The organism is Azospirillum picis (assembly GCF_017876115.1).
GTDB lineage: Bacteria > Pseudomonadota > Alphaproteobacteria > Azospirillales > Azospirillaceae > Azospirillum > Azospirillum picis.
Map to the genome: position 1 here is coordinate 115,658 of NZ_JAGINO010000019.1, position 19,937 is coordinate 135,594.

The 19,937-nt window shown below is 70.0% G+C and carries 9 protein-coding genes; 3 read left to right on the forward strand and 6 right to left on the reverse strand.

Annotated features, from left to right (window positions below):
- Positions 1-55 precede the first annotated feature (55 nt).
- The 4 genes from J2850_RS22710 to J2850_RS22725 all read right to left on the reverse strand — a co-directional run bounded on the left by J2850_RS22710 (position 56) and on the right by J2850_RS22725 (position 5,422).
- Positions 56-2,422, reverse strand: coding sequence for a xanthine dehydrogenase family protein molybdopterin-binding subunit (locus J2850_RS22710; RefSeq protein ID WP_209986715.1), 2,367 nt, complete (start codon positions 2,420-2,422; stop codon positions 56-58).
- A complete protein-coding gene (locus J2850_RS22715; protein WP_209986718.1) occupies positions 2,419-2,970 on the reverse strand; it encodes a (2Fe-2S)-binding protein in 552 nt (183 codons plus the stop codon). Before J2850_RS22715 ends, J2850_RS22710 begins: the two co-directional genes overlap by 4 nt.
- Positions 2,967-4,262: a c-type cytochrome gene (locus J2850_RS22720; RefSeq protein ID WP_209986719.1), complete on the reverse strand. Its 1,296-nt coding sequence runs from the start codon at positions 4,260-4,262 to the stop codon at positions 2,967-2,969. The genes J2850_RS22715 and J2850_RS22720 overlap by 4 nt, the downstream gene beginning before the upstream one ends.
- Positions 4,263-4,432: 170 nt before the next feature.
- Positions 4,433-5,422 (reverse strand): MBL fold metallo-hydrolase, encoded by a 990-nt coding sequence (locus J2850_RS22725; RefSeq protein WP_209986721.1) that lies wholly within the window; start codon positions 5,420-5,422, stop codon positions 4,433-4,435.
- A 273-nt stretch (positions 5,423-5,695) separates the two neighbouring features.
- Here J2850_RS22725 and J2850_RS22730 point away from each other — a divergent pair, with 273 nt between their 5' ends.
- Together J2850_RS22730 and J2850_RS22735 are read left to right on the forward strand one after the other, a co-directional pair.
- On the forward strand, positions 5,696-7,078 hold the full coding sequence (locus J2850_RS22730) for an efflux RND transporter periplasmic adaptor subunit (protein WP_209986723.1): 1,383 nt from the start codon (positions 5,696-5,698) through the stop codon (positions 7,076-7,078).
- Positions 7,079-7,149: 71 nt separating this feature from the next.
- Positions 7,150-9,261 carry a site-2 protease family protein gene (locus tag J2850_RS22735; protein WP_209986725.1) on the forward strand — a complete coding sequence of 704 codons (2,112 nt, stop codon included), beginning with the start codon at positions 7,150-7,152 and terminating at the stop codon, positions 9,259-9,261.
- Positions 9,262-9,346: 85 nt separating this feature from the next.
- Here J2850_RS22735 and J2850_RS22740 read toward each other — a convergent pair whose 3' ends face one another.
- On the reverse strand, positions 9,347-10,099 hold the full coding sequence (locus tag J2850_RS22740; protein ID WP_246513380.1) for an efflux RND transporter periplasmic adaptor subunit: 753 nt from the start codon (positions 10,097-10,099) through the stop codon (positions 9,347-9,349).
- Positions 10,096-11,658 carry a TolC family protein gene (locus J2850_RS22745; protein ID WP_209986727.1) on the reverse strand — a complete coding sequence of 521 codons (1,563 nt, stop codon included), beginning with the start codon at positions 11,656-11,658 and terminating at the stop codon, positions 10,096-10,098. The genes J2850_RS22740 and J2850_RS22745 overlap by 4 nt, the downstream gene beginning before the upstream one ends.
- A gap of 698 nt (positions 11,659-12,356) precedes the next feature.
- Here J2850_RS22745 and J2850_RS22750 point away from each other — a divergent pair.
- Positions 12,357-19,895: an Ig-like domain-containing protein gene (locus tag J2850_RS22750; protein WP_209986729.1), complete on the forward strand. Its 7,539-nt coding sequence runs from the start codon at positions 12,357-12,359 to the stop codon at positions 19,893-19,895.
- Positions 19,896-19,937: the final 42 nt, after the last annotated feature.

The window sequence follows — 19,937 nt, forward strand, 5'->3', positions numbered from 1 at the left end:
GGCCGCATGTCCTCCTCTTCCCCAATCCCGGCTTCCCTCGCCCTGGCGCGCCCGGTCACACCGGACCCAGCGCCGCCTTGAGGCGGTCGGCGCTGAGCGGCATGTCGCGCAGGCGGATGCCGGTGGCGTCGGCGATGGCGTTGGCGAGCGCCGCTGCCGTCGGCCCCTGCGCCGCCTCGGCCGTGCCGAGGAAGGGGGCGCCCGGACGGTCCATCACCAGCACCTCGACGGCGTCCGGCACATCCCCGAAGCGCAGGATGGGATAGCTGCTCCAGTCGAACCCGGCGCGCCGGTCGCCGGCGAAGCGCATGCCCTCGCGGCTGGTCCAGCTGAAGGACTGCACCAGCGCGCCCTCGATCTGGTTGCGCACGCCGTCCGGGCTGGCCGGCTGGCCGCAATCCACCGCGGCGACGGCACGGCGGATCGCCACCCGGCCGGTCTCGCGGTCGACCTCCACCTCCAGTGCCACCGCGCAGTAGGCGCCGAGATTCTTGTAGCGGGCGAAGGCCATGCCGCAGCCGCGCCGCCCGTCGCCCTTCGGCCGGCTGCCCCAGCCGAAACCGTCGGCCGCCCGCTGCATCACCTCGCGGGCGCGCTGGTCCTCCATATGGGCGAGCCGCAGCGCCAGCGGGTCGATGTTCGCCGCCGCCGCCAGCTCGTCGAGCATGCTCTCGATCGAGAAGACGTTCAGGTGGGCGCCCAGCGAGCGCAGGGCCGACACCCGCACCGGCATGTCCTTGATGAAGTGATAGACGACATGGGTGTTGGCGAAGCTGTACAGCGGGTTGGAGTTGCGGCTGCCGTCGCCCTCCGGCATCGGGATCGGCTTGCCCTCCGGCACCGGGAAGGGCGGATCGGCCTCGTTGCCCGCCAGAACGCCGCCGGCGCCGACCGGGCGGTTGTTGTGGGGGTTGCTCCACACCTCGTGCCGCCAGGATACGATGCGGCCGTCGGCGCCGAGCGCCGCCTCAAGCTGCGTCATCATGCCGGGGCCGAGCGGCTCCCAGCCGAACTCCTGCTCGCGCATCCACTGCAGGCGGATCGGCCGGCCGGGCGTCGCCATGGCGATCACCGCGGCGTCGGCGGCGACGTCGTCGGCCCCGTTCTGGCCGTAGCAGCCGGCGCCCTCCGCGTGGATGGCCCGCACCTTGTCCGGCGGCAGGCCGACCAGCTCGGCGACGACGCGGTGGACGTCGAAGGGGCCCTGGCTGTGGGTCCACACCGTCATGGCGCCGCCCTCGAACAGGGCGACGGCGCAGGAGGGGCCGATCGAGCCATGGCTGATCCAGGGCCGGACATAGCGCGCCCGTACGCTATGGGCCGCCGGCCCGGTGGGGCCGCGGGTGTCCATGATCGGGATGTCGCGCGCCGGCAGCGCGGTCAGCGCCGCGGCGATGGCGTCGGCGGACATCGGGCCGCCGCCCTCTGCGCCGCCCTCTGCGCCACCCCCGGCGCCACCTCCCTCGCCGCCGGCGGGAAGCGGCTCCTGTGGCTGGGTGCCGGCATCCCGGCCGTAGGCGGCGCGCTGGAGGTGGCGCAGCGCCTGGACCGCCGTCCATTCCCGCTCGGCCACCACCGCCAGGAAGGCGCCGCGCCGGACGATCCCGACCACCCCCGGCATGCGGCTGACGGCCGCGACGTCCGGCTCGCGCAGCCGGGTGCCGACGCTGGGGCCGCGGACGACGCGGGCGTGCAGCATGCCCGGCAGCCGGAGGTCGTGCAGGTAGGCGGCGCCGCCGGTCAGCTTGGCCGGGATGTCGATCCGCGGCAGGTCGCGTCCCATCGTGCGGTAGCCGGCGGGATCGCGCAGCGGCGCGTCCGGCACCGCCTTGACATGCAGCGACAGCCGGGCGGCGGCGTCGCCGTAGCCCAGGCTGCGCCCGTCGGCTGCGCGCAGCATCCCGTCGCCGCCGGTGGCGACCGTGTCGGCCGCGACACCCCAGCCACGCGCCGCTTCCTGCGCCAGCAGCATGCGGACGTTGGCGGCGGCGTTGCGGATCGCCGTGCCGCTGTCCTGCATGGAATGGCTGCCGGCGGTCAGCCCCTCGTCGGGGGTGCGGTCGGTGTCGGCGGTGACCAGGGTGATGCGGGCGGGCGGCATGTCCAGCTCCTCCGCCGCCACCTGGAGCAGTGCGGTGCGGATGCCCTGGCCGAGCTCGACCTTGCCGGTGAAGACGGTGGCCCGGCCGTCGGCGCCGATGCGGATCCAGGCATCGAGCCACGGGGTGGTGCGCAGGCTGCCCGCCAGCTCGGGCGCCACCACCGCCGGCCCGGCGCCGCCCTCGCCGCCGCCGGCGAGCTGCGCGAAGGCCCTGGGCGCCAGGGCGAAGCTCACCACCAGGGCGCCGCCCGCCAGGAAGCCGCGGCGGGAGAGGCGGGTGGCGTCCTTTGCCGCCGCGCCGCGGGTCGGGAGGCCGGTCATGGACGCGCCTCCCGCACCGGCTCGGCCGCCGCCTGCCGCGTGCCTGCAGGCGCATCCCGCGTCCCCTTTTGCGCCTCCTTCCGGCCCTCCTTCCTCATGGCCACCGCCCGGCGGATGGCGCGCAGGATGCGCATGTGGGTTCCGCAGCGGCAGAGGTTGGTCTGCATGTGGGCGCGGATCTGCGCCTCGTCCGGCTCGGCGACGCGGTCGAGCAGCGCCTGCGCCCGCATGATCATGCCGGCGATGCAATAGCCGCACTGGGCGGCCTGCTCGGCCTCGAAGGCCGCCTGCAGCAGGCCGGGGGCCTCGGCGGTCCCCAGCCCCTCGACGGTGCGGATCTGTCGTCCCTCCAGCGCCGACACCGGGGTCAGGCAGGAGAAGGCGGCCTTGCCGTCGATCTGCACGGTGCAGGCGCCGCATTGGCCGAGGCCGCAGCCGTATTTGGCGCCGTTCAGCGCCAGCTCGCCGCGCAGGACATAGAGCAGGGGGGTGGAGGGATCCACCTCCAGCCGGTGCGCCGCACCGTTGATGGTCAGGGTGACGGTCATTGCCGGGTGTCCTCCTCACGGATCTCTGCGGCCGCCTGTTCCAGGTCGGTCCAGGCGGGGCGGTCGCTGAAGCGGGTGCGCAGGTAGGCGGCGATACGGGCGGCCTGCGCGTCGGTCAGGCTGGCCGTGAAGGGCGGCATCGCCGGGCCGGCGGCCCCCGCCGGCGGATGGATGCCGTTCAGGATGGCGCGCAGCGCGTTGGCGGGCTCGTCGAGCTGCAGGGCGGTCGCGGTCGCCAACGGCGGACGGCCCTGGGTCAGCATCGGCGCGCCGGCCTCATGGCAGCCGGCGCAGGCGCCGGCGAACAGGGCGGCACCCGCCGGATCGGCCTGGGCGGCGCGGTCGGCGCGGTCGATGGCCGGTGGCCGATCGGCGGGCTGCCCCGCCCCGCCCGGCGGGGCGGACAGCGAGGCGATATAGACGGCGATCGCCCGCACGTCGGCCTCGGGGGCGCGCGACAGGCCATGGACCACCGGCCCCATCGGTCCGGCCGCCACGCCGTGCCGGCCGTCGAGCCCGGCCCGCAGGTAGGCGTAGAGGCTGTCCGCCGTCCAGGGCACCGGCGCCCGGCTGGCGGCGGTCAGCGCCGGCGCGGTCCAGCCCTCGGCCACCCCGCCGGAATAGGCGCTGCTCCCGTCCTCCTCGGCGCCGGCGAGGTTGCGCGGGCTGTGGCAGCCGCCGCAATGGCCGAGCCCTTCCACCAGGTAGGCGCCGCGGTTCCATTGCGCGTCGCGGCCGGGCACCGGCTGGAACTCCGGCTGGTGCAGGAACATCAGCTTCCAGCCCGCCAGCAGCGGGCGGAAGCCGAGCGGGAAGATCATGTCGTTCGGCTTGGCCGGCGCCGACACCGGCTGGCGCGTCATCAGGAAGGCGTAGATCGCCTCCAGGTCGCCGTCATGCACCCGCCGGTAATGGTCGTAGGGCAGGGCGGGATAGAGATGGCTGCCGTCGCGTCCCACCCCGTCGCGCATCGCCCGCTTGAAGGCGTCCAGCGACCAGCTGCCGATCCCGGTCGCGGCGTCGGGTGTGATGTTGCTGGCGTAGAGCGTGCCGAACGGCGTCGGCAGCGCCCGGCCGCCGGCATAGGCCGCCCCCTGGTCGGCGGTGTGGCAGACCACGCAGTCGCCGATCGCCGCCAGGGTCGCCCCCTTTGCCACCAGCTCGGCCGGAAAGCCGTCGGCCGCCGGCGGGGGGATCGGGGGCAGGGCGCTCCGGTAACTGATGCCGGCGAACGCGCCCACCCCCAGCAGGCAGGCCAGCGCCCCCCCGAACGCCCACTTGATCGGCTTCATCGCCGCACCTCCCGGTTTGCCGTGTACACCGGCAGGGTGCAGGAATGGCCGGGCCTTCTATTGAAGGAACTGCCGGGGAATTTTTGAACGAAACGGACAAGCCCGCCCAGAGGCCCGCCCAGAGGCCCGCCCAGAGGCCCGCCCGGATGCCCGTCCGGAAGCCGGTCTTCCTACGGGGCGGCCGGGACCATGACGGTGGTGTAGTTGGCCGGCAGCCAATGATAGCCCTGGTCGTCCCGCCTGATGTGTCCGAGGCCGGGGAAGGAGATGTGGGCCGCGGCGATCCAGTAGCCGTTCCGCGCCGCCTCGGCGAACAGCCGCTCCCGCTCGCGCCGGGCGTCGGGCTCGTCGCTGTCGTATTTCAGCGTGGCGGCGGGGTAGGGGAACTGGATGGCCGCCACATGGACGATGTCGCCCCAGGCCAGCAGGGTCTGCCCGTCGCTGCGCACCTGGTAGATGGTATGGCCTGGGGTGTGGCCGGGGCCGGGAATGGCGCGGATTTCCGGCAGCAGTTGCGTCTCGCCGTCGAAGGGCGCCAGCCGGCCCGCCGCGACGTAGGGCTTCAGCGAGGCGGCGGCGCCGTCGAACATCGGGCCGAGGAAGCCCGGCGCCGTCGCCTTGTTGGCGGGGTCGAGCCAGTAGTCGCTGTCCCGGCGGCTCACCCGGATGACGGCGTTGGGAAAGGCCATGCTGCCGCTGCGGTCGACGCCGCCGACATGGTCGCGGTGCAGGTGGGTCAGGTAGATCTCGTCCACCTGCTCCGGCGCATAGCCGGCAGCGCGCAGGTTGGCCATCAGATGGCCGCCGTCGGCGCCGTAGAGCACCCCGGCCCCGCTGTCGATCAGCACCAGCCGGTCGCCGGTGTTGACCAGGAAGGCGTTGATCGACCCCTCGACCGGCGGCGCCAGGCTCGACCGCTCCAGCAGCGCGTCGGCGGACGCCGTGCCGATCCCGTTCACCACCTCGTGAATCGGGAAGGGATGGGTGCCGTCGAGCAGCGCGGTGATCTCCGTGCGGCCCAGCATCATGCGGTAGAAGCCCGGCGCCTGCGTGCGCACCTGTGGTGCCGCCGCCTCGGCCGGAATGGACAGGATCGGGGACAGGGCTGTTGCCGGCAGCAGGGCCAGCGCCAGGAGCGCCGAGCGGGCGGAGCGTGTCATCGCGTTTTCCCTCGGAAGGTGACGGTCGGGACCGTCCCGAGCCTCGCGCGGGCGGCTGCGGCCGGTCTTGAAGGATCCACCCATTCCGGCGTCCGCCCCCTGTGCGGCGGTCGCGACCCGGATTTCCCGTAACGCGGGAATCCCTGCCGGCGAATGCCGCCGGCCTCTGGCATTAACCTTATGTGAAGACATTGCGAAGCATTTGAAAAGCCGCCCGGAAGGAAAGCATCGCCGGACCGTCGGGCCGATCGAAGAACACGGGGGGGCTGATCCATGTCGACCGCAGCGGTGGAAAAGACCGCTTCCCCTGGGAATGCCCCCGATGGCGACCGCCGGCTTCTGGCGCTGACCGGCCTGCTGCAGCTCGAACGCCGCGCGCGGGCGGCACCGACGGCGGCGGAACTCGGTTTCCTGATCGTGAACGAGACGCTGGGGCTGGTGCGCTACCGGCAGGCCGTCCTGTGGCGGGGCCGGGCGGGCGGGCAAGGCACGGTGGCGGCGCTGTCCGGCGTATCGGTCGTCGACCGGCAGGTCCCCTATGTGATGTGGCTGCGCCGCGTGCTGGACTGGATTCACGTGCAGCATGGCCCGGCCAAGCCGGTGCAGCTCGTCGCCGCGGACCTTCCCCCCGACCTCGCGCGCGCCTGGGGGGAGTGGCTGCCGACGCGTGCGCTCTGGCTGCCGCTGCCCGGCCGCAGGGATCGCGATCCTTGCGCGCTGCTGCTGGCGCGCGACGAGGACTGGACGCCCGGCGAGCTCCACCTGCTGGGCTATGCCGCGGACGCCTACGGACATGCCTGGCACGCCCTCACCGGGCGCCGCCGGCGTTCCACATGGCTGCGCTGGCGCCATGGGCTTCTGGCGGCGCTGCTGGCCGGGGCCGCGGTGGTGCTGGCGCTTCCGGTGCCGCAGTCGGCTCTGGCGCCGGCCGAGGTGGTTCCCCGCGAACCGACCATCCTGCGGGCTCCCATCGACGGCGTGGTCGACCGGTTCGAGGTGAAGCCGAACGAGCCGGTGCGCGAGGGGCAACTGCTCCTGGTGCTCGACCGCACCAAGCTGCAGAACCGGCTGGAGGTTGCCCGCAAGGCGCTGGAGGTGGCGCAGACCGAGTATCGCCAGGCCGGCCAGCAGGCGCTGTTCGACGCCCGCGCCAAGGCCAACCTGGCCGTCCTCAAGGGGCGCATGGACCAGCAGGCCGCCGAGGTCGCCTATGTCGAGGAGCTGCTGGACCGCATCGAGATCCGCGCGCCGCGCGCCGGCATCGCCATCTTCAACGACGTGGCGGACTGGATCGGCAAGCCGGTGACGATCGGCGAGCGCATCCTCACCGTCGCCGACCCTCAGGAGGCTGAACTGGAAATCCGCCTTCCGGTCGCCGACGCCATCGCGCTGGAACCCGACGCCGAGGTGCGCCTCTTCCTCAACATCGATCCGCAGAACGTCATCGCCGCGCGGCTCAGCTACAGCGGCTATCAGGCCGAAGCCACCCCGGACGGCGTCGTCGCCTACCGATTGAAGGCGACGCTCGACCCCGCCGTCGCCCCGCCCCGCATCGGGCTGAAGGGCATCGCCAAGCTCTATGGCGAGCGCAGTCCGCTGATCCTCTCCATCCTGCGCCGGCCGCTCGCCGCCGCCCGCCAGCGGCTCGGCCTGTGAGCGCCACCCTGCTGCCCGGTGCGGGAGCGGCCGCCGCCAGACCCGCCGGCCCGCCGGCGCCCTCTCCGGCAATGCCCGTTCCGCGCCTGCCGCCGCTGCGCGAGGAACTGGCGCTGCATGCCGGGCCGCCGACATCGGACGGCGCCCCGACCTGGACGCTGCACGATCCCTCCCGCAACCGCTTCTTCCGCATCGGCTGGCCCGAGCTGGAGATGCTGTCGCGCTGGCACCTTGCCGAGCCCGCCGCCATCGCGGCGGCGGTGTCGCGGGAGACGACCATCGCCGCCACCCCGGCGCAGGTGGAGGCCCTGGCCCGTTTCCTGTGGTCGCAGGGTCTCCTCCAGGCCCTGGGCACCAGCGCCCTCGGCCGGCTCAAGGCCCTGGCGGACGCGCAGCGTCCCCATTGGCTGATGTGGCTGCTGAAGACCTACCTGTCCTTCCGCATTCCCGTGCTGCGCCCGGACGGCTTTCTCAACGCCACCCTGCCGCTGGCGAAGCTCCTGTTCACGCGGTTCTTCCTGGCGGTCACCGTCCTGGCGGCGCTCACCGGCGGCTATCTGGCGCTGCGGCAGTGGGACGCCTTCCGCACCACCTTCCTCCATTTCTTCTCGCTGGAAGGCGCGCTGCTCGCCGGCTGTGCGCTCGGCGGCGCCAAGCTGCTGCACGAGTTCGGCCATGCCTACACCGCCAAGCGCTACGGCTGCCGCGTGCCGACCATGGGGGTGATGTTCCTGGTGCTCTGGCCGGTGCTCTACACCGACGTCAGCGAGGCCTGGAAGCTGCCGTCGCGCCGCCAGCGCCTGTCGATCGGGGTGGCCGGCATCGCGGCGGAGCTGGTGCTGGCCGCCTATGCCACGCTGGCGTGGAGCTTCCTGCCGGACGGGCCGGCGCGCAGCGCCGCCTTCCTGCTCGCCACCTCGACCTGGGTGCTGACGGTGCTGGTCAACCTCAACCCGCTGATGCGGTTCGACGGTTACTTCCTGCTGTCGGACCTGCTGGACGTGCCGAACCTGCAGGAGCGGGCCTTCGCGCTGGCGCGCTGGCGGCTGCGCGAGCTGCTGTTCGGCTTCGGCGATCCGCCGCCGGAACGCTGGGCACCGGGGCGGGGACGGGTGCTGCTGCTCTATGCCTACGCCACCTGGGTCTACCGTTTCTTCCTGTTCCTCGGCATCTCGCTGCTCGTCTACCACCTGTTCTTCAAAGTGCTCGGGGTGTTCCTGATGGCGGTCGAGATCTGGTGGTTCATCGCCAAGCCGGTCGCCACCGAACTGCGCGGATGGTTCAGGCGTCCCGGCGGCCATCGCGTCACGCCCAACCTGCTCGCGAGCGCGCTCCTGCTCGCCGCCGGTCTGGCGGCCTTGCTCGTGCCCTGGAGCGGCGGCGTCTCCGCGCCGGCGATCCTGCGCGCGGAACGGCAGACCCATCTCTTCGTTCCCGCCAACGCCCGGCTGGCCGGGATCGACGCCCGGGCCGGCGGCACGGTGGCGGAGGGCGACCGGCTCTTCCGGCTGGAGTCCCCCGATCTCGACCATGAGCTGGCGCAGGCCGAGCGGCAGGTGGAGACGCTGCAGGGCCGCGTCCAGGTGCAGAATCTGAGCCCGGAACTGCTGGAATCCAGCCGCTCGACCTGGAGGGAGCTGGAGGAGGCGCAGGCCAAGCTGGCCGCCCTCCGGGACGAGACGGCGCGGCTGCAGGTCAGGGCGCCCTTCGCCGGCGTGCTGGTCGACGTCACCGACCCGCTGGCCACAGGCGAATGGATGAAGGAGGGAACCGCCCTCGCGACGCTGCTCGATCCGCGCGGCAGCGTGATCGAGGCCTATGTGCCCGAAGAGAATCTGCGCCGGATCGCCGTGGGCACGAAGGGGCGCTTCCTGTCCGACGACCCGGCCGGCCCGGCGGTTCCCGCCGAGGTGATCGCAATCGCCGCCGCGAGCAGCCGCATCCTGACCGAGCCGTCGCTCGCCTCCACCTACGGCGGGCTGGTGCCGACGCATCTCGGCCGCGAGAACACCCTGGTGCCGGAGGCGCCGGTCTACCGCATCCTCCTGCGCGCGGACGGGGCGCTGCCCGCCCCGGCGCGGGTCGAGCGGGGCATGGTGGACCTGGACGGCGAGCGGGAAAGCCCGGCCGTCCGGCTCTGGCGCAGCACGGTCGGCGTGGTGGTCCGTGAAAGCGGCTTCTGACCGGCGGTGAGGTCAGGAAAGGAAAAGGGGCGGAAGACCTGAGCCTTCCGCCCCGTCCGGACTTCGAGGCAGGGCGGATCCCGCTTCAGCGGGGCGGGACGAAGACGGCGGTGCCGCTCATGCCGGCGATCAGCTCGGGGAAGCTGCCGCCGGTCACCGTGCCGAACACCTTGATGGTCTGGCTGACGGCATCGATGCGCGATCCCATCCGGCCGATCCTGGCGGCATATTCCTTGCCCGTCTCGTCCAGCCGCAGCGTGAAGGCGGTGCCCTGGCGCAGCCACAGCAGCCAGTTCGACGGTACGGCCAGTTCAACCTCCAGCTCGCGGTCGTCGAGGATTTCCATCAGCTCGTGGCCTTCGCCGACATACTGGTGGGCCCTGGCCTTCAGCTCCACGACGCGCCCGTCGAAGGGGGCGGTGATGACGCAATAGGTGGCGATCGTCCGGTTCATCGCCACCTCGGCCTCCGCGACGGCGAGCTGGGCCGCGGCGGTCTGGAACTCCAGCGCGCTGTTGGAGCCGAGCTTGTCCAGCCGGGCCTGGACATTGTAGGTCTTGCGGGCCTGCTCCTGCTGCGCCAGCGCCTTGTCGAGCCGGGCCTTGTGCAGCCGGCAGTCCAGGGTCACCAGTTTCTGTCCGGCGGTGAACCGGTCGCCTTCCCGCACCGTCAGTTCGCTGATCCCTCCGGGGATCTCGGCCGACAGGATGGTGCTGCGGACCGGGCTGAGTTGCGCGCGGATCTCGGGATGCGCGCCCTCAGCCGTCTGGGCTTGTGCGGCGCCGCCGAGGACGAGCAGAGCGGTCAGGCCGGCCCCCGCCAGGCGCCGCGCCATCATGACAGCGGTTCCGCGCTGGCGAGCACCTTCGTCACGGCGGACGTCGGCGCGGGGCCGGCGGCCACCGGGGTGCCGCCGTCCTTGGCGGGGTCCTCCTTGGCGGGTCCTTCCGCCGGCAGCTCCGCGGCCGGAGGCTGCGGCGCCTCGGCCGGCAGGCTGTCCAGCGGGATGCGGCCGGCCGTCCAATTGGCGACCACCGGGGTCAGCCCCGCGGTCAGGCCCCTGATGTCCTGGCTCTGAACGGTTTCCGGCACCGGATCGAGGCCGAGCGAGACGTAGAGGCTCGACACCGCGTTCTGCAGCTCGGCATAGGCGCGGTCGCGCGCCAACTGGGAGCCCAGCGCCGCGGCCTTGGCCCGGATGCGCTCCAGCGGCGACTCGGCGTCGGAGGCGGCGGCCTTCTGCACATTCTCGTTGATGCGCTTCTCGATCGATTCGAGCTGGACGGCGCGCTCGAAGGTCGTGCGGCCGCGCTGGTACTGCTGCATGGCGACGTGGACCTGCGTCACCGTCGCCATGCTGAGCGCCAGGCGCCGGAAGTCGCCGGCCTCCACCTGCGCCTCGGCGGCGCGGATGTTGGCGGGGCCGGAAATGATGCTGAACAGGTTCAGCGTCACCCGGGCGCCGGCCTCGGCCCAGGCGTTGTTGATCAGGTAGGAGTTGCTGTCGTAGTTCAGCGACGGGTTGAAGGAGATGCCCGGCAGCATCCGCAGCATCGCCTTGCGCACCTCGACCGAGTTGATGCGCCGCTGATACTGCTCCTCGCGCATTTCCGGACGGTTCAGCAGCGCCATCGTCTCCAGCCGGTCGACCGGGACGGTGATCTGCGGGATGTCCTGCTTGAAGCCCTCGGGCAGGGCGAGGGTGAAGGGCTGGCCGAGCGGCACGTTCATCAGGGCCGCAAGCTGCGCCTTGGAGATGGCGAGGTCCTGCTGGACCGTCTCCAACTGGCGGATGATCTCGATCAGGCCCTTTTGATAACGCAGCGCCTCCAGGGGCGGGCGCAGCCGCTGCTGCTCGACGGACGCGGCATCCTGCAGCGCCTGGCGCGCTTCGACCAGCAGCGCGTCGATCTCGCCCAGCATCCGCTCGCTTCCGACGGCCAGCCAGAAGGCGCCGCGCACCTGCTGGATGATCGAGTTGACCAGCCGGCGGCGCCGCTCGTGCGCGATCAGCACGCGGTTGGCCTGCTGGTGCGCCTGGTAGTAGCTGACGCCGAAATCGAGGATGTTCCAGGTCAGGCCGAGATCGGCGACGAAGCGGTTCTTGTCCTGGCTGATGGCCGGGTCGATCGAGCGGAAGTCGGTGATGGTGTTGCGGCTGTACGTCTCGTTCGCCGGGCTGCGCGTGATGAAGCCGGCACTGGCCGCCATGCGCGGCAGCATGTCGTATGTGGTGACGTCGAGCTGCCGGCTTTGCAGCATCTCTTCCATCAGCGCCTGACGGGAATCGAGATTGTACTTGATGGCGCGCGCCATCGCCTCGGCCATGGTGATCGGGCCGGTAACCGGTTCCTGGTCGACGAAGAGGCGGGAGCGATCCTGCGTGACCTGTGCCATCTGTTGATCGACCGTCAGTGGTTCCGGCGTCACGGAACAGGCCGATACGGCCGCCGCCAATGCAACCATCACCAGATGTGACGCACCCAACCGCAGGCGGCGCTTTCCGCTCCTTGCCATCGTCATCCCCTTTGCAGGCCACTGCCCAAGAACAAGCGGGCATCTCCCTATAGGATATCCCGAAAAGATCAAGGGCATATCGCATGCCGTGATGATAAGGCAGGATGACTGTGTCTTCTGTGAAGCTGGCGACGGATCAGATTCGTCAAGTTTCTGAACGCTTAATCAGGGATTTGGAAGTTATAGTTTGAAACCATCTGTTTTTTTGATGACCGAACCGCAATTCGACTGAGGAAGATTCGATATTTTCAGGTATTTCATGTCCCATATGGTTGCAAATTGCTGCAGATAATGAAATCTCACTTCAGCCCAATAGCGATGGGAGTAAATCGCTGACAGAATGTCGCAGATTGTAGCAAATTGACAGTTAAGAAACGCGAAAAGTAAGAAAAATTTTGGTTGTGAAGCCCTTGATGCGCGCGTATGCGTGGGCTGAAAGTGCACAGGCCGAGCTCGGGCGAGCCTTCTTGCGCGTGGTCATCATGGAGGGCGAAATGGGTATTGTGAGGCGTGTCGCAGGGAACGGCCCGACGAACGGTGCTCGCCCGACTGCGGGTGGCATGGCGGACGGATTGGCCATGGCCCTGGAGCCACGCTTCCTGTTCGATGCCGCCGGCGTGGCGACGGCTCAGGACGCAGCCCAAAGCGCGGCGAAGGATGCGGCCCTTCCGGCCGCGGAACCGGCCGCCGCCGATCATCACATGCTGGCGGCGCTCGCCGGCGAGGCTCACCCGGACCAGCAGGCCGCGGCGAAGGAAATCGTCTTCGTCGATGCGAAGGCCGCCGATCATGAGGAACTGAGCCGGAACGCACCTGCGGGCGCACAGGTCTTCGTGCTGGACGCCGCGCGCGACGGGCTCAGCCAGATCGCCGAGGTCATGGCGACCCGGCAGGGCGTCACCGGCCTCCACATCCTGTCGCACGGCAGCCAGGCGTCCTTCGCGCTCGGCAACAGCACGATCAGCACCGCCACCCTCGGCGCCCACCAGCAGGACCTCGCCGCCATCGGCGCCGCGATGGCACCCGGCGGCGACATCCTTCTCTATGGCTGCGACGTCGGGAAGGGGACGGCCGGGCAGGCCTTCATCGACAGCCTCGCCGCCGCGACCGGCACCGACGTGGCGGCCTCGGCCGACGGCACGGGTGCCGCGGCGCTCGGCGGCAACTGGGTGCTGGAGCGGCAGAGCGGCACGGTCGAGACCAGGACGATGGCCGACGCCGGCTATTCGCATCTCCTGGCCAACCCGACGGTCGTCAGCATCGAGGACGGCGATTCCGACAACGTCGTTTCGGCAGCCAAGCCGCTGGCCTATACGGTGGTCTTCAGCAAGGACATCGACGCCTCTACGGTCGATGCCTCCGACTTCAGAAACGCCGGCACGTCCGGCCTCAGCATCGGCACCATCACAGAAGTCAGCGCCGGCATCTTCACGGTCCAGGTGACGCCCACCACGCCCGGCACCCTGCAGCTTCAGATCGCCAAGGACGCGGTCATCAAAGCGGCCGATGGCACCCAACTCGACACGAGCGCCGCCATCTCCGACAATGACACGCTGACGGTCGAACGTGCCCCGCTGGACACCGGCGGCAATCTGCTGGACTTCTCCGGCACGCCCACGCTGGTATCCGGGACCGCCCTGACACAAGGCGCCGTCTACAAATACACCAATGTGCTCACGTTCAACGGCGTCCAGGTCGATGCCTTCGTCACGCTGTCGGACATCACGAACGCGACGCTCTCGACCCTCGACAACAACAATCCAGGCGACTACAACTACGCGAACATTGCCGGAAGCAAGCTGTTTGCGCCGGAGATCAAGACCACGGCCGCGAACGGTGGCGTCACCTTCAAGATCGACTTCAAGGACACCGACGGCAATGCCATCAGGCTCCTGAATTTCTACAACAACTCGCTCGACATCGACGGCCCCGAGCTGGTCGAGTATGGCGGCTTCGATTCCTTCACCTTGGGGTCGCCCAGCGATCTCCAGGCTCTCGCCGGCACCGGCAGCAACCTGCGCTTCCAGCCAAAAAGCGGCAGCAATCCCTACGGTGGTCTGGCCGTCAATGACGTTGGGCGCGTGCAGACCCATTTCAACGACGTCTCCAGCATCCAGATCAAGATGGGTGCGACGGGCGATTCGGGCACCAACCCCCGCCAATATGGTGCCGCGTTCGGCGCCATCAGCTTCGCGTCCGCCACCAGCTACAGCGCGCCGACGGTCAACGGGCTCACCACCACGAACCGCACTCCGACCCTGACGGGTTCGGTCGGCAGCGCCTACAATTCCGGAGACTCGCTGTCCGTCACGGTGAACGGAACCACCTATACCACCGGCAATAATCAGGTCACCGTCAACGGTACGGTCTGGACCTTGACGGTTCCGACGCCGCTGCCCAGTTCCAGCACCCCCTACGATGTCAAGGTCACGCGGCATTATGGCGGCCCGAACCTCGACATCGTGGACCAGACCACGAACGAACTCACCGTGGTCGGCGACAACACCCGGCCGGTGGTGCTGAGCAGCACCCGCCAAAATCCGACCGGCGAAACGACCAACGCCAACAGCGTGACCTTCCGCGTCGTCTTCAGCGAAGCGGTCACCGGCGTGCAGATCGCCGATTTCGCCCTTTCCGGTACGGCCGCACCGGGGGCCACCATCGGTTCGGTGACCGAAGTGACGCCCGGCGTCTATGACGTCGTCGTCAGCGGAATCCCCTCTGCCAGCGGCACCCTCAACCTTGACCTGGCGGCCGACGCGACGATCGCCGACCTTGCCGGCAACGGCTTGACCGACCCCACGATCTCGGGTGTTGACGAAACCTACATCATCGACCGGACGCCGCCGGCCACGCCGACGGTTGTTCCAAAGACGACGAACAGCGCGACACCTGCGATCACCGGCACCGCGACTGTCGGGACCGGCGACGTGCTGACAGTCGAGGTCAACGGCACCACCTACACGGCGGGTGACGGCAACCTGGTCCTGACCGGCACAAGCTGGACGCTGACGATCCCGCAAGGGCGCGCGCTCACGCAGGGAACCTACGCGGTGACGGCGAAGGTGACCGACGCGGCCGGCAACGCCGCGTCGGACACGACCACCAACGAGCTTGTGGTCGATCTGACGCCGCCAGTCGCTCCGACGGTTGCTCCGAAGACGACGAACAGCACCACCCCTGCGATCACCGGCACGGCGACGGTCGGCACGGGCGAGACGCTGACGGTCGAGGTCAACGGCACCACCTACACGGTGGGCGACGGAAACCTGGTCCTGACCGGTACGAGCTGGACGCTGACGATCCCGCAGGGTGGTGCGCTCACGCAGGGAACCTACGCGGTTACGGCGACCGTGAAGGACGCGGCGGGCAACGCGACCTCGGACGCGACGACCGGCGAGCTGGTCATCGACACCACGCCGCCCGCTGCGCCGACGGTGGTCCCGCAGACGACGAACGACACGACGCCTGCGATCACCGGCACGGCGACCGTCGGCACCGGCGAGGTGCTGACGGTCGAGGTCAACGGTACGACCTACACGGTGGGTGACGGCAATCTGGTCCTGACCGGTACGAGCTGGACGCTGACGATCCCGCAAGGGCGCGCGCTGTCTCAGGGAACCTACGCGGTGACGGCGAAGGTGACCGACGCGGCAGGCAATGCGACCTCGGACGCAACCACCAACGAACTGATCATCGACACCACGCCTCCGGCCGCGCCGACGGTGGTTCCGAAAACGACGAACAGCACCACCCCTGCGATCACCGGCACGGCGACGGTCGGCACCGGCGAGACGCTGACGGTCGAGGTCAACGGCACGACCTATACGGCGGGCGACGGCAACCTGGTCCTGGCCGGCACAAGCTGGACGCTGACGATTCCGCAAGGGCGTGCGCTCGCGCAGGGAACCTACGCGGTGACGGCGAAGGTGACCGACGCAGCGGGCAACACGACCTCGGACGCGACCACCAGCGAACTGATCATCGACACCACGCCGCCGGCCGTGCCGACGGTGGTTCCGAAGACGGCGAACAGCACCACGCCGACCGTCACCGGCACGGCGACCGTCGGGACCGGCGAGGTGCTGACGGTGGTGGTCAACGGGGCCACCTACACGGTGGTCCCGGACGGCAACGGCAAGTGGAGCGTCGATCTCGGCACCGCCATCCCGACCTCCGGCGCATTGGTGCCGTTGTCCGATGGCGGGACCTATGACGTGGTCGCGACGGTGACCGATGCAGCCGGCAACGCGACCTCGGACGCGACGACCGGCGAGCTGATCATCGACACCACGCCGCCCGCTGCGCCGACCGTTAATCCGCAGACGACGAACGACACGACGCCTGCGATCACCGGCACGGCAACGGTCGGCACCGGTGAGACGCTGACGGTCGAGGTCAACGGCACCACCTACACGGTGGGCGACGGAAACCTGGTCCTGACCGGTACGAGCTGGACGCTGACGATCCCGCAGGGTGGTGCGCTCACGCAGGGAACCTACGCGGTGACGGCGACCGTGAAGGACGCGGCGGGCAACGCGACCTCGGACGCGACGACCAGCGAGCTGATCATCGACACCACGCCGCCTGTTGCGCCGACCGTTAATCCGCAGACGACGAACGACACGACGCCTGCGATCACCGGCACGGCGACCGTCGGCACCGGCGAGGTGCTGACGGTCGAGGTCAACGGTACGACCTATACGGTGGGTGACGGCAACCTGGTCCTGACCGGCGCCAACTGGACGCTGACGATCCCGCAAGTGCGCGCGCTCACGCAGGGAACCTACGCGGTGACGGCGAAGGTGACCGACGTGGCCGGCAATGCGACCTCGGACGCGACCACCGGCGAGCTGATCATCGACACCACGCCGCCTGCTGCGCCGACCGTTAATCCGCAGACGACGAACGACACGACACCTGCGATCACCGGCACGGCAACGGTCGGCACCGGTGAGACGCTGACGGTCGAGGTCAACGGCACCACCTACACGGTGGGTGACGGCAACCTGGTCCTGACCGGCGCCAACTGGACGCTGACGATCCCGCAAGGGCGCGAGCTCGCGCAGGGAACCTACGCGGTGACGGCGAAGGTGACCGACGCGGCCGGCAACGCGACCTCGGACGCCACGACCAACGAACTGGTCATCGACACCACGCCGCCGGTCACGCCGACGGTGGTCCCGAAGACGGCGAACAGCACCACGCCGACCATCACCGGCACGGCGACCGTCGGGACCGGCGAGGTGCTGACGGTGGTGGTCAACGGGGCTACCTACACGGTGGTCCCGGACGGCAACGGCAAGTGGAGCGTCGATCTCGGCACCGCCATCCCGACCTCCGGCGCATTGGTGCCGTTGTCCGACGGCGGGACCTATGACGTGGTCGCGAAGGTGACCGATGCAGCCGGCAACGCGACCTCGGACGCGACGACCGGCGAGCTGATCATCGACACCACGCCGCCCGCTGCTCCGACGGTGGTTCCGCAGACGACGAACGACACGACGCCTGCGATCACCGGCACGGCGACCGTCGGCACCGGCGAGGTGCTGACGGTCGAGGTCAACGGCACGACCTACACGGCGGGTGACGGCAATCTGGTCCTGACCGGCACCAACTGGACGCTGACGATCCCGCAAGGGCGCGCGCTGTCTCAGGGAACCTACGCGGTGACGGCGAAGGTGACCGACGCGGCAGGCAATGCGACCTCGGACGCAACCACCAACGAGCTTGTAATCGATCTGACGCCGCCGGTCGCTCCGACGGTGGTTCCGAAAACAACGAACAGCACCACCCCTGCGATCACCGGCACCGCGACGGTCGGCACCGGTGAGGTGCTGACGGTCGAGGTCAACGGCACGACCTATACGGCGGGCGACGGCAACCTGGTCCTGGCCGGCACAAGCTGGACGCTGACGATCCCGCAAGGGCGTGCGCTCGCGCAGGGGACTTATTCGGTCACCGCGATGGTGAAGGACGCCGCGGGCAACGCGACTGCGGACGCCACGACCAGTGAACTGATCATCGACACCACGCCGCCGGCCGCGCCGACGGTGGTTCCGAAGACGGCGAACAGCACCACGCCGACCGTCACCGGCACGGCGACCGTCGGGACCGGCGAGGTGCTGACGGTGGTGGTCAACGGGGCCACCTACACGGTGGTCCCGGACGGCAACGGCAAGTGGAGCGTCGATCTCGGCACCGCCACCCCGACCTCCGGCGCATTGGTGCCGTTGTCCGACGGTGGGACCTATGACGTGGTCGCGACGGTGACCGACGCGGCCGGCAACGCGACCTCGGACACCACGACCGGCGAGTTGATCATCGACACCACGCCGCCGGTCGCTCCGACGGTGGTTCCGCAGACGACGAACGACACGACACCCGCGATTACCGGCACCGCGACGGTCGGCACCGGCGAGACGCTGACGGTCGAGGTCAACGGCACCACCTACACGGCCGGCGATGGCAATCTGGTCCTGATCGGCACAAGCTGGACGCTGACGATCCCGCAAGGCGGCGCGCTGACTCAAGGGACCTACGCGGTCACGGCGAAGGTAATCGACGCAGCGGGTAACGCGGCCTCGGACGCAACCACCAACGAGCTTGTGGTCGATCTGACGCCGCCCATCGCCCCGACCGTTAATCCGCAGACCAGTGGTACGCAGACACCGACCATCACCGGTACGGCGACCGTCGGGGCCGGCGAGGTGCTGACGGTGATGGTCAACGGGGCCACTTACACGGTGGTCCCGGATGGCAACGGCAGGTGGAGTGTCGATCTCGGCACTGACACCCCCACCTCCGGCGTGTTGGGGCCGTTGTCCAACGGCGGGACCTATGACGTGGTCGCGACGGTAACCGACGCGGCCGGCAACGCGTCGCCGGATACGACGAGCGCTGAACTGGTGATCAACCTGCCTTCGCCTCCGCCGCCTCCTCCTCCGGTTGAGCCGGTACTCCCGTCGCCGGTGTCTCCGATTGAGCCGCCGGTATCCCCGCCACCGCCATCGCCGCCGGTTTCTTCGGTCGAACCGCCAGTATCTCCGCCACCGCCTCCTGCCGAAACGCCGGTTCTGCCGTCGCCGCCGGTGTCTCCGCCACCGCCGCCGGTTCTGCCACCGTCTCCGACTTCGGCCGAACCGCCGCTACCGTCTGCCGAACCGCCGCTTCCGCCGGTCGGGCCGCCGGTGGCTCCGCCGATCCTGTCGGCCGTGAATGGTGGCACCGCGACGCCGGCCATCCCCGGTGCGGTGATCACCAACACCGTTGCCTCCCTGACGGCGGTGCCACCGGTGCGGGATTTCGGCGGCCTCACGAACCCGCTGTCTTTCCTGGACAGCACGCCGCAGGGCAACAACCTGCCGCGCGGCGTGGTGCTTGCGTCCGACGTTTCCCCGGACGGTCCGCGCCTGTCCGTCATCGGGACGGTCGGCGACCGCGTGATCAGCGCCGGGCAGCAGAACAACATCCCGATTCCGGCCGGCACCTTCCAGAGCACCGATCCCCAGGCGATCGTGAAGCTGGAGGCGACACAGGCGGACGGCTCGCCGCTGCCCGTCTGGTTGAAGTTCGATGCCTCGACCGGCACCTTCACCGGAACGCCTCCCGCTGATCTCGACCGGCCCGTCAATGTGAAGGTGCTCGCCCGGGACAACATGGGCGCTCAGGCCGTCACGGAGTTCCGCATCAGCGTTGGGCAGAAGAAGGAGGGCGAGGACGGCCCACGCCGCGCCCGCGACCAGCAAGCTCCCTCGGAACCGGCTGCCGACGCACCGGCGGACGGTGCACCGCAAGCGCGGCCGGACCGCTCTCCGTCCAACGGGCCGCCGGAGGGCGGGCAGGATAAGCAGCTTCCTTCCCCCGATGACGGGGCTCCCAAGGACCAGGGTCCCGCTGGGCAAACTCCTGACGGGCAGGCTCCTGACGGGCAGGCTCCTGACGGGCAGGCTCCTGACGGGCAGGCTCCGGACCGTCGTGCCGCCAACGATGGCCTCGACCTCCCTCTCCCGGTTGGCAAACCATCCTTCAGCCAGCAGCTTGGCGCCGCAGCGGGATCGGGCATGGCGGCGGAACTCGCTGCCCTCATGCACAGCCTCGAAGAGATCCTGGCGTAGGGTCGCAGCCGCCCTCCGTCGGCTTGAGTGTGCTGCCTGCAA

Excerpts from the sequence above, each read along its gene's own strand:
- J2850_RS22710 (WP_209986715.1), bottom strand. The coding sequence starts at position 2,422 with ATGACCGGCCTCCCGACCCGCGGCGCGGCGGCAAAGGACGCCACCCGC.
- J2850_RS22715 (WP_209986718.1), bottom strand. The coding sequence starts at position 2,970 with ATGACCGTCACCCTGACCATCAACGGTGCGGCGCACCGGCTGGAGGTG.
- J2850_RS22720 (WP_209986719.1), bottom strand. The coding sequence starts at position 4,262 with ATGAAGCCGATCAAGTGGGCGTTCGGGGGGGCGCTGGCCTGCCTGCTG.
- J2850_RS22725 (WP_209986721.1), bottom strand. The coding sequence starts at position 5,422 with ATGACACGCTCCGCCCGCTCGGCGCTCCTGGCGCTGGCCCTGCTGCCG.
- J2850_RS22730 (WP_209986723.1), top strand. The coding sequence starts at position 5,696 with ATGTCGACCGCAGCGGTGGAAAAGACCGCTTCCCCTGGGAATGCCCCC.
- J2850_RS22735 (WP_209986725.1), top strand. The coding sequence starts at position 7,150 with ATGCCCGTTCCGCGCCTGCCGCCGCTGCGCGAGGAACTGGCGCTGCAT.
- J2850_RS22740 (WP_246513380.1), bottom strand. The coding sequence starts at position 10,099 with ATGATGGCGCGGCGCCTGGCGGGGGCCGGCCTGACCGCTCTGCTCGTC.
- J2850_RS22745 (WP_209986727.1), bottom strand. The coding sequence starts at position 11,658 with ATGGCACAGGTCACGCAGGATCGCTCCCGCCTCTTCGTCGACCAGGAA.
- J2850_RS22750 (WP_209986729.1), top strand. The coding sequence starts at position 12,357 with ATGGCCCTGGAGCCACGCTTCCTGTTCGATGCCGCCGGCGTGGCGACG.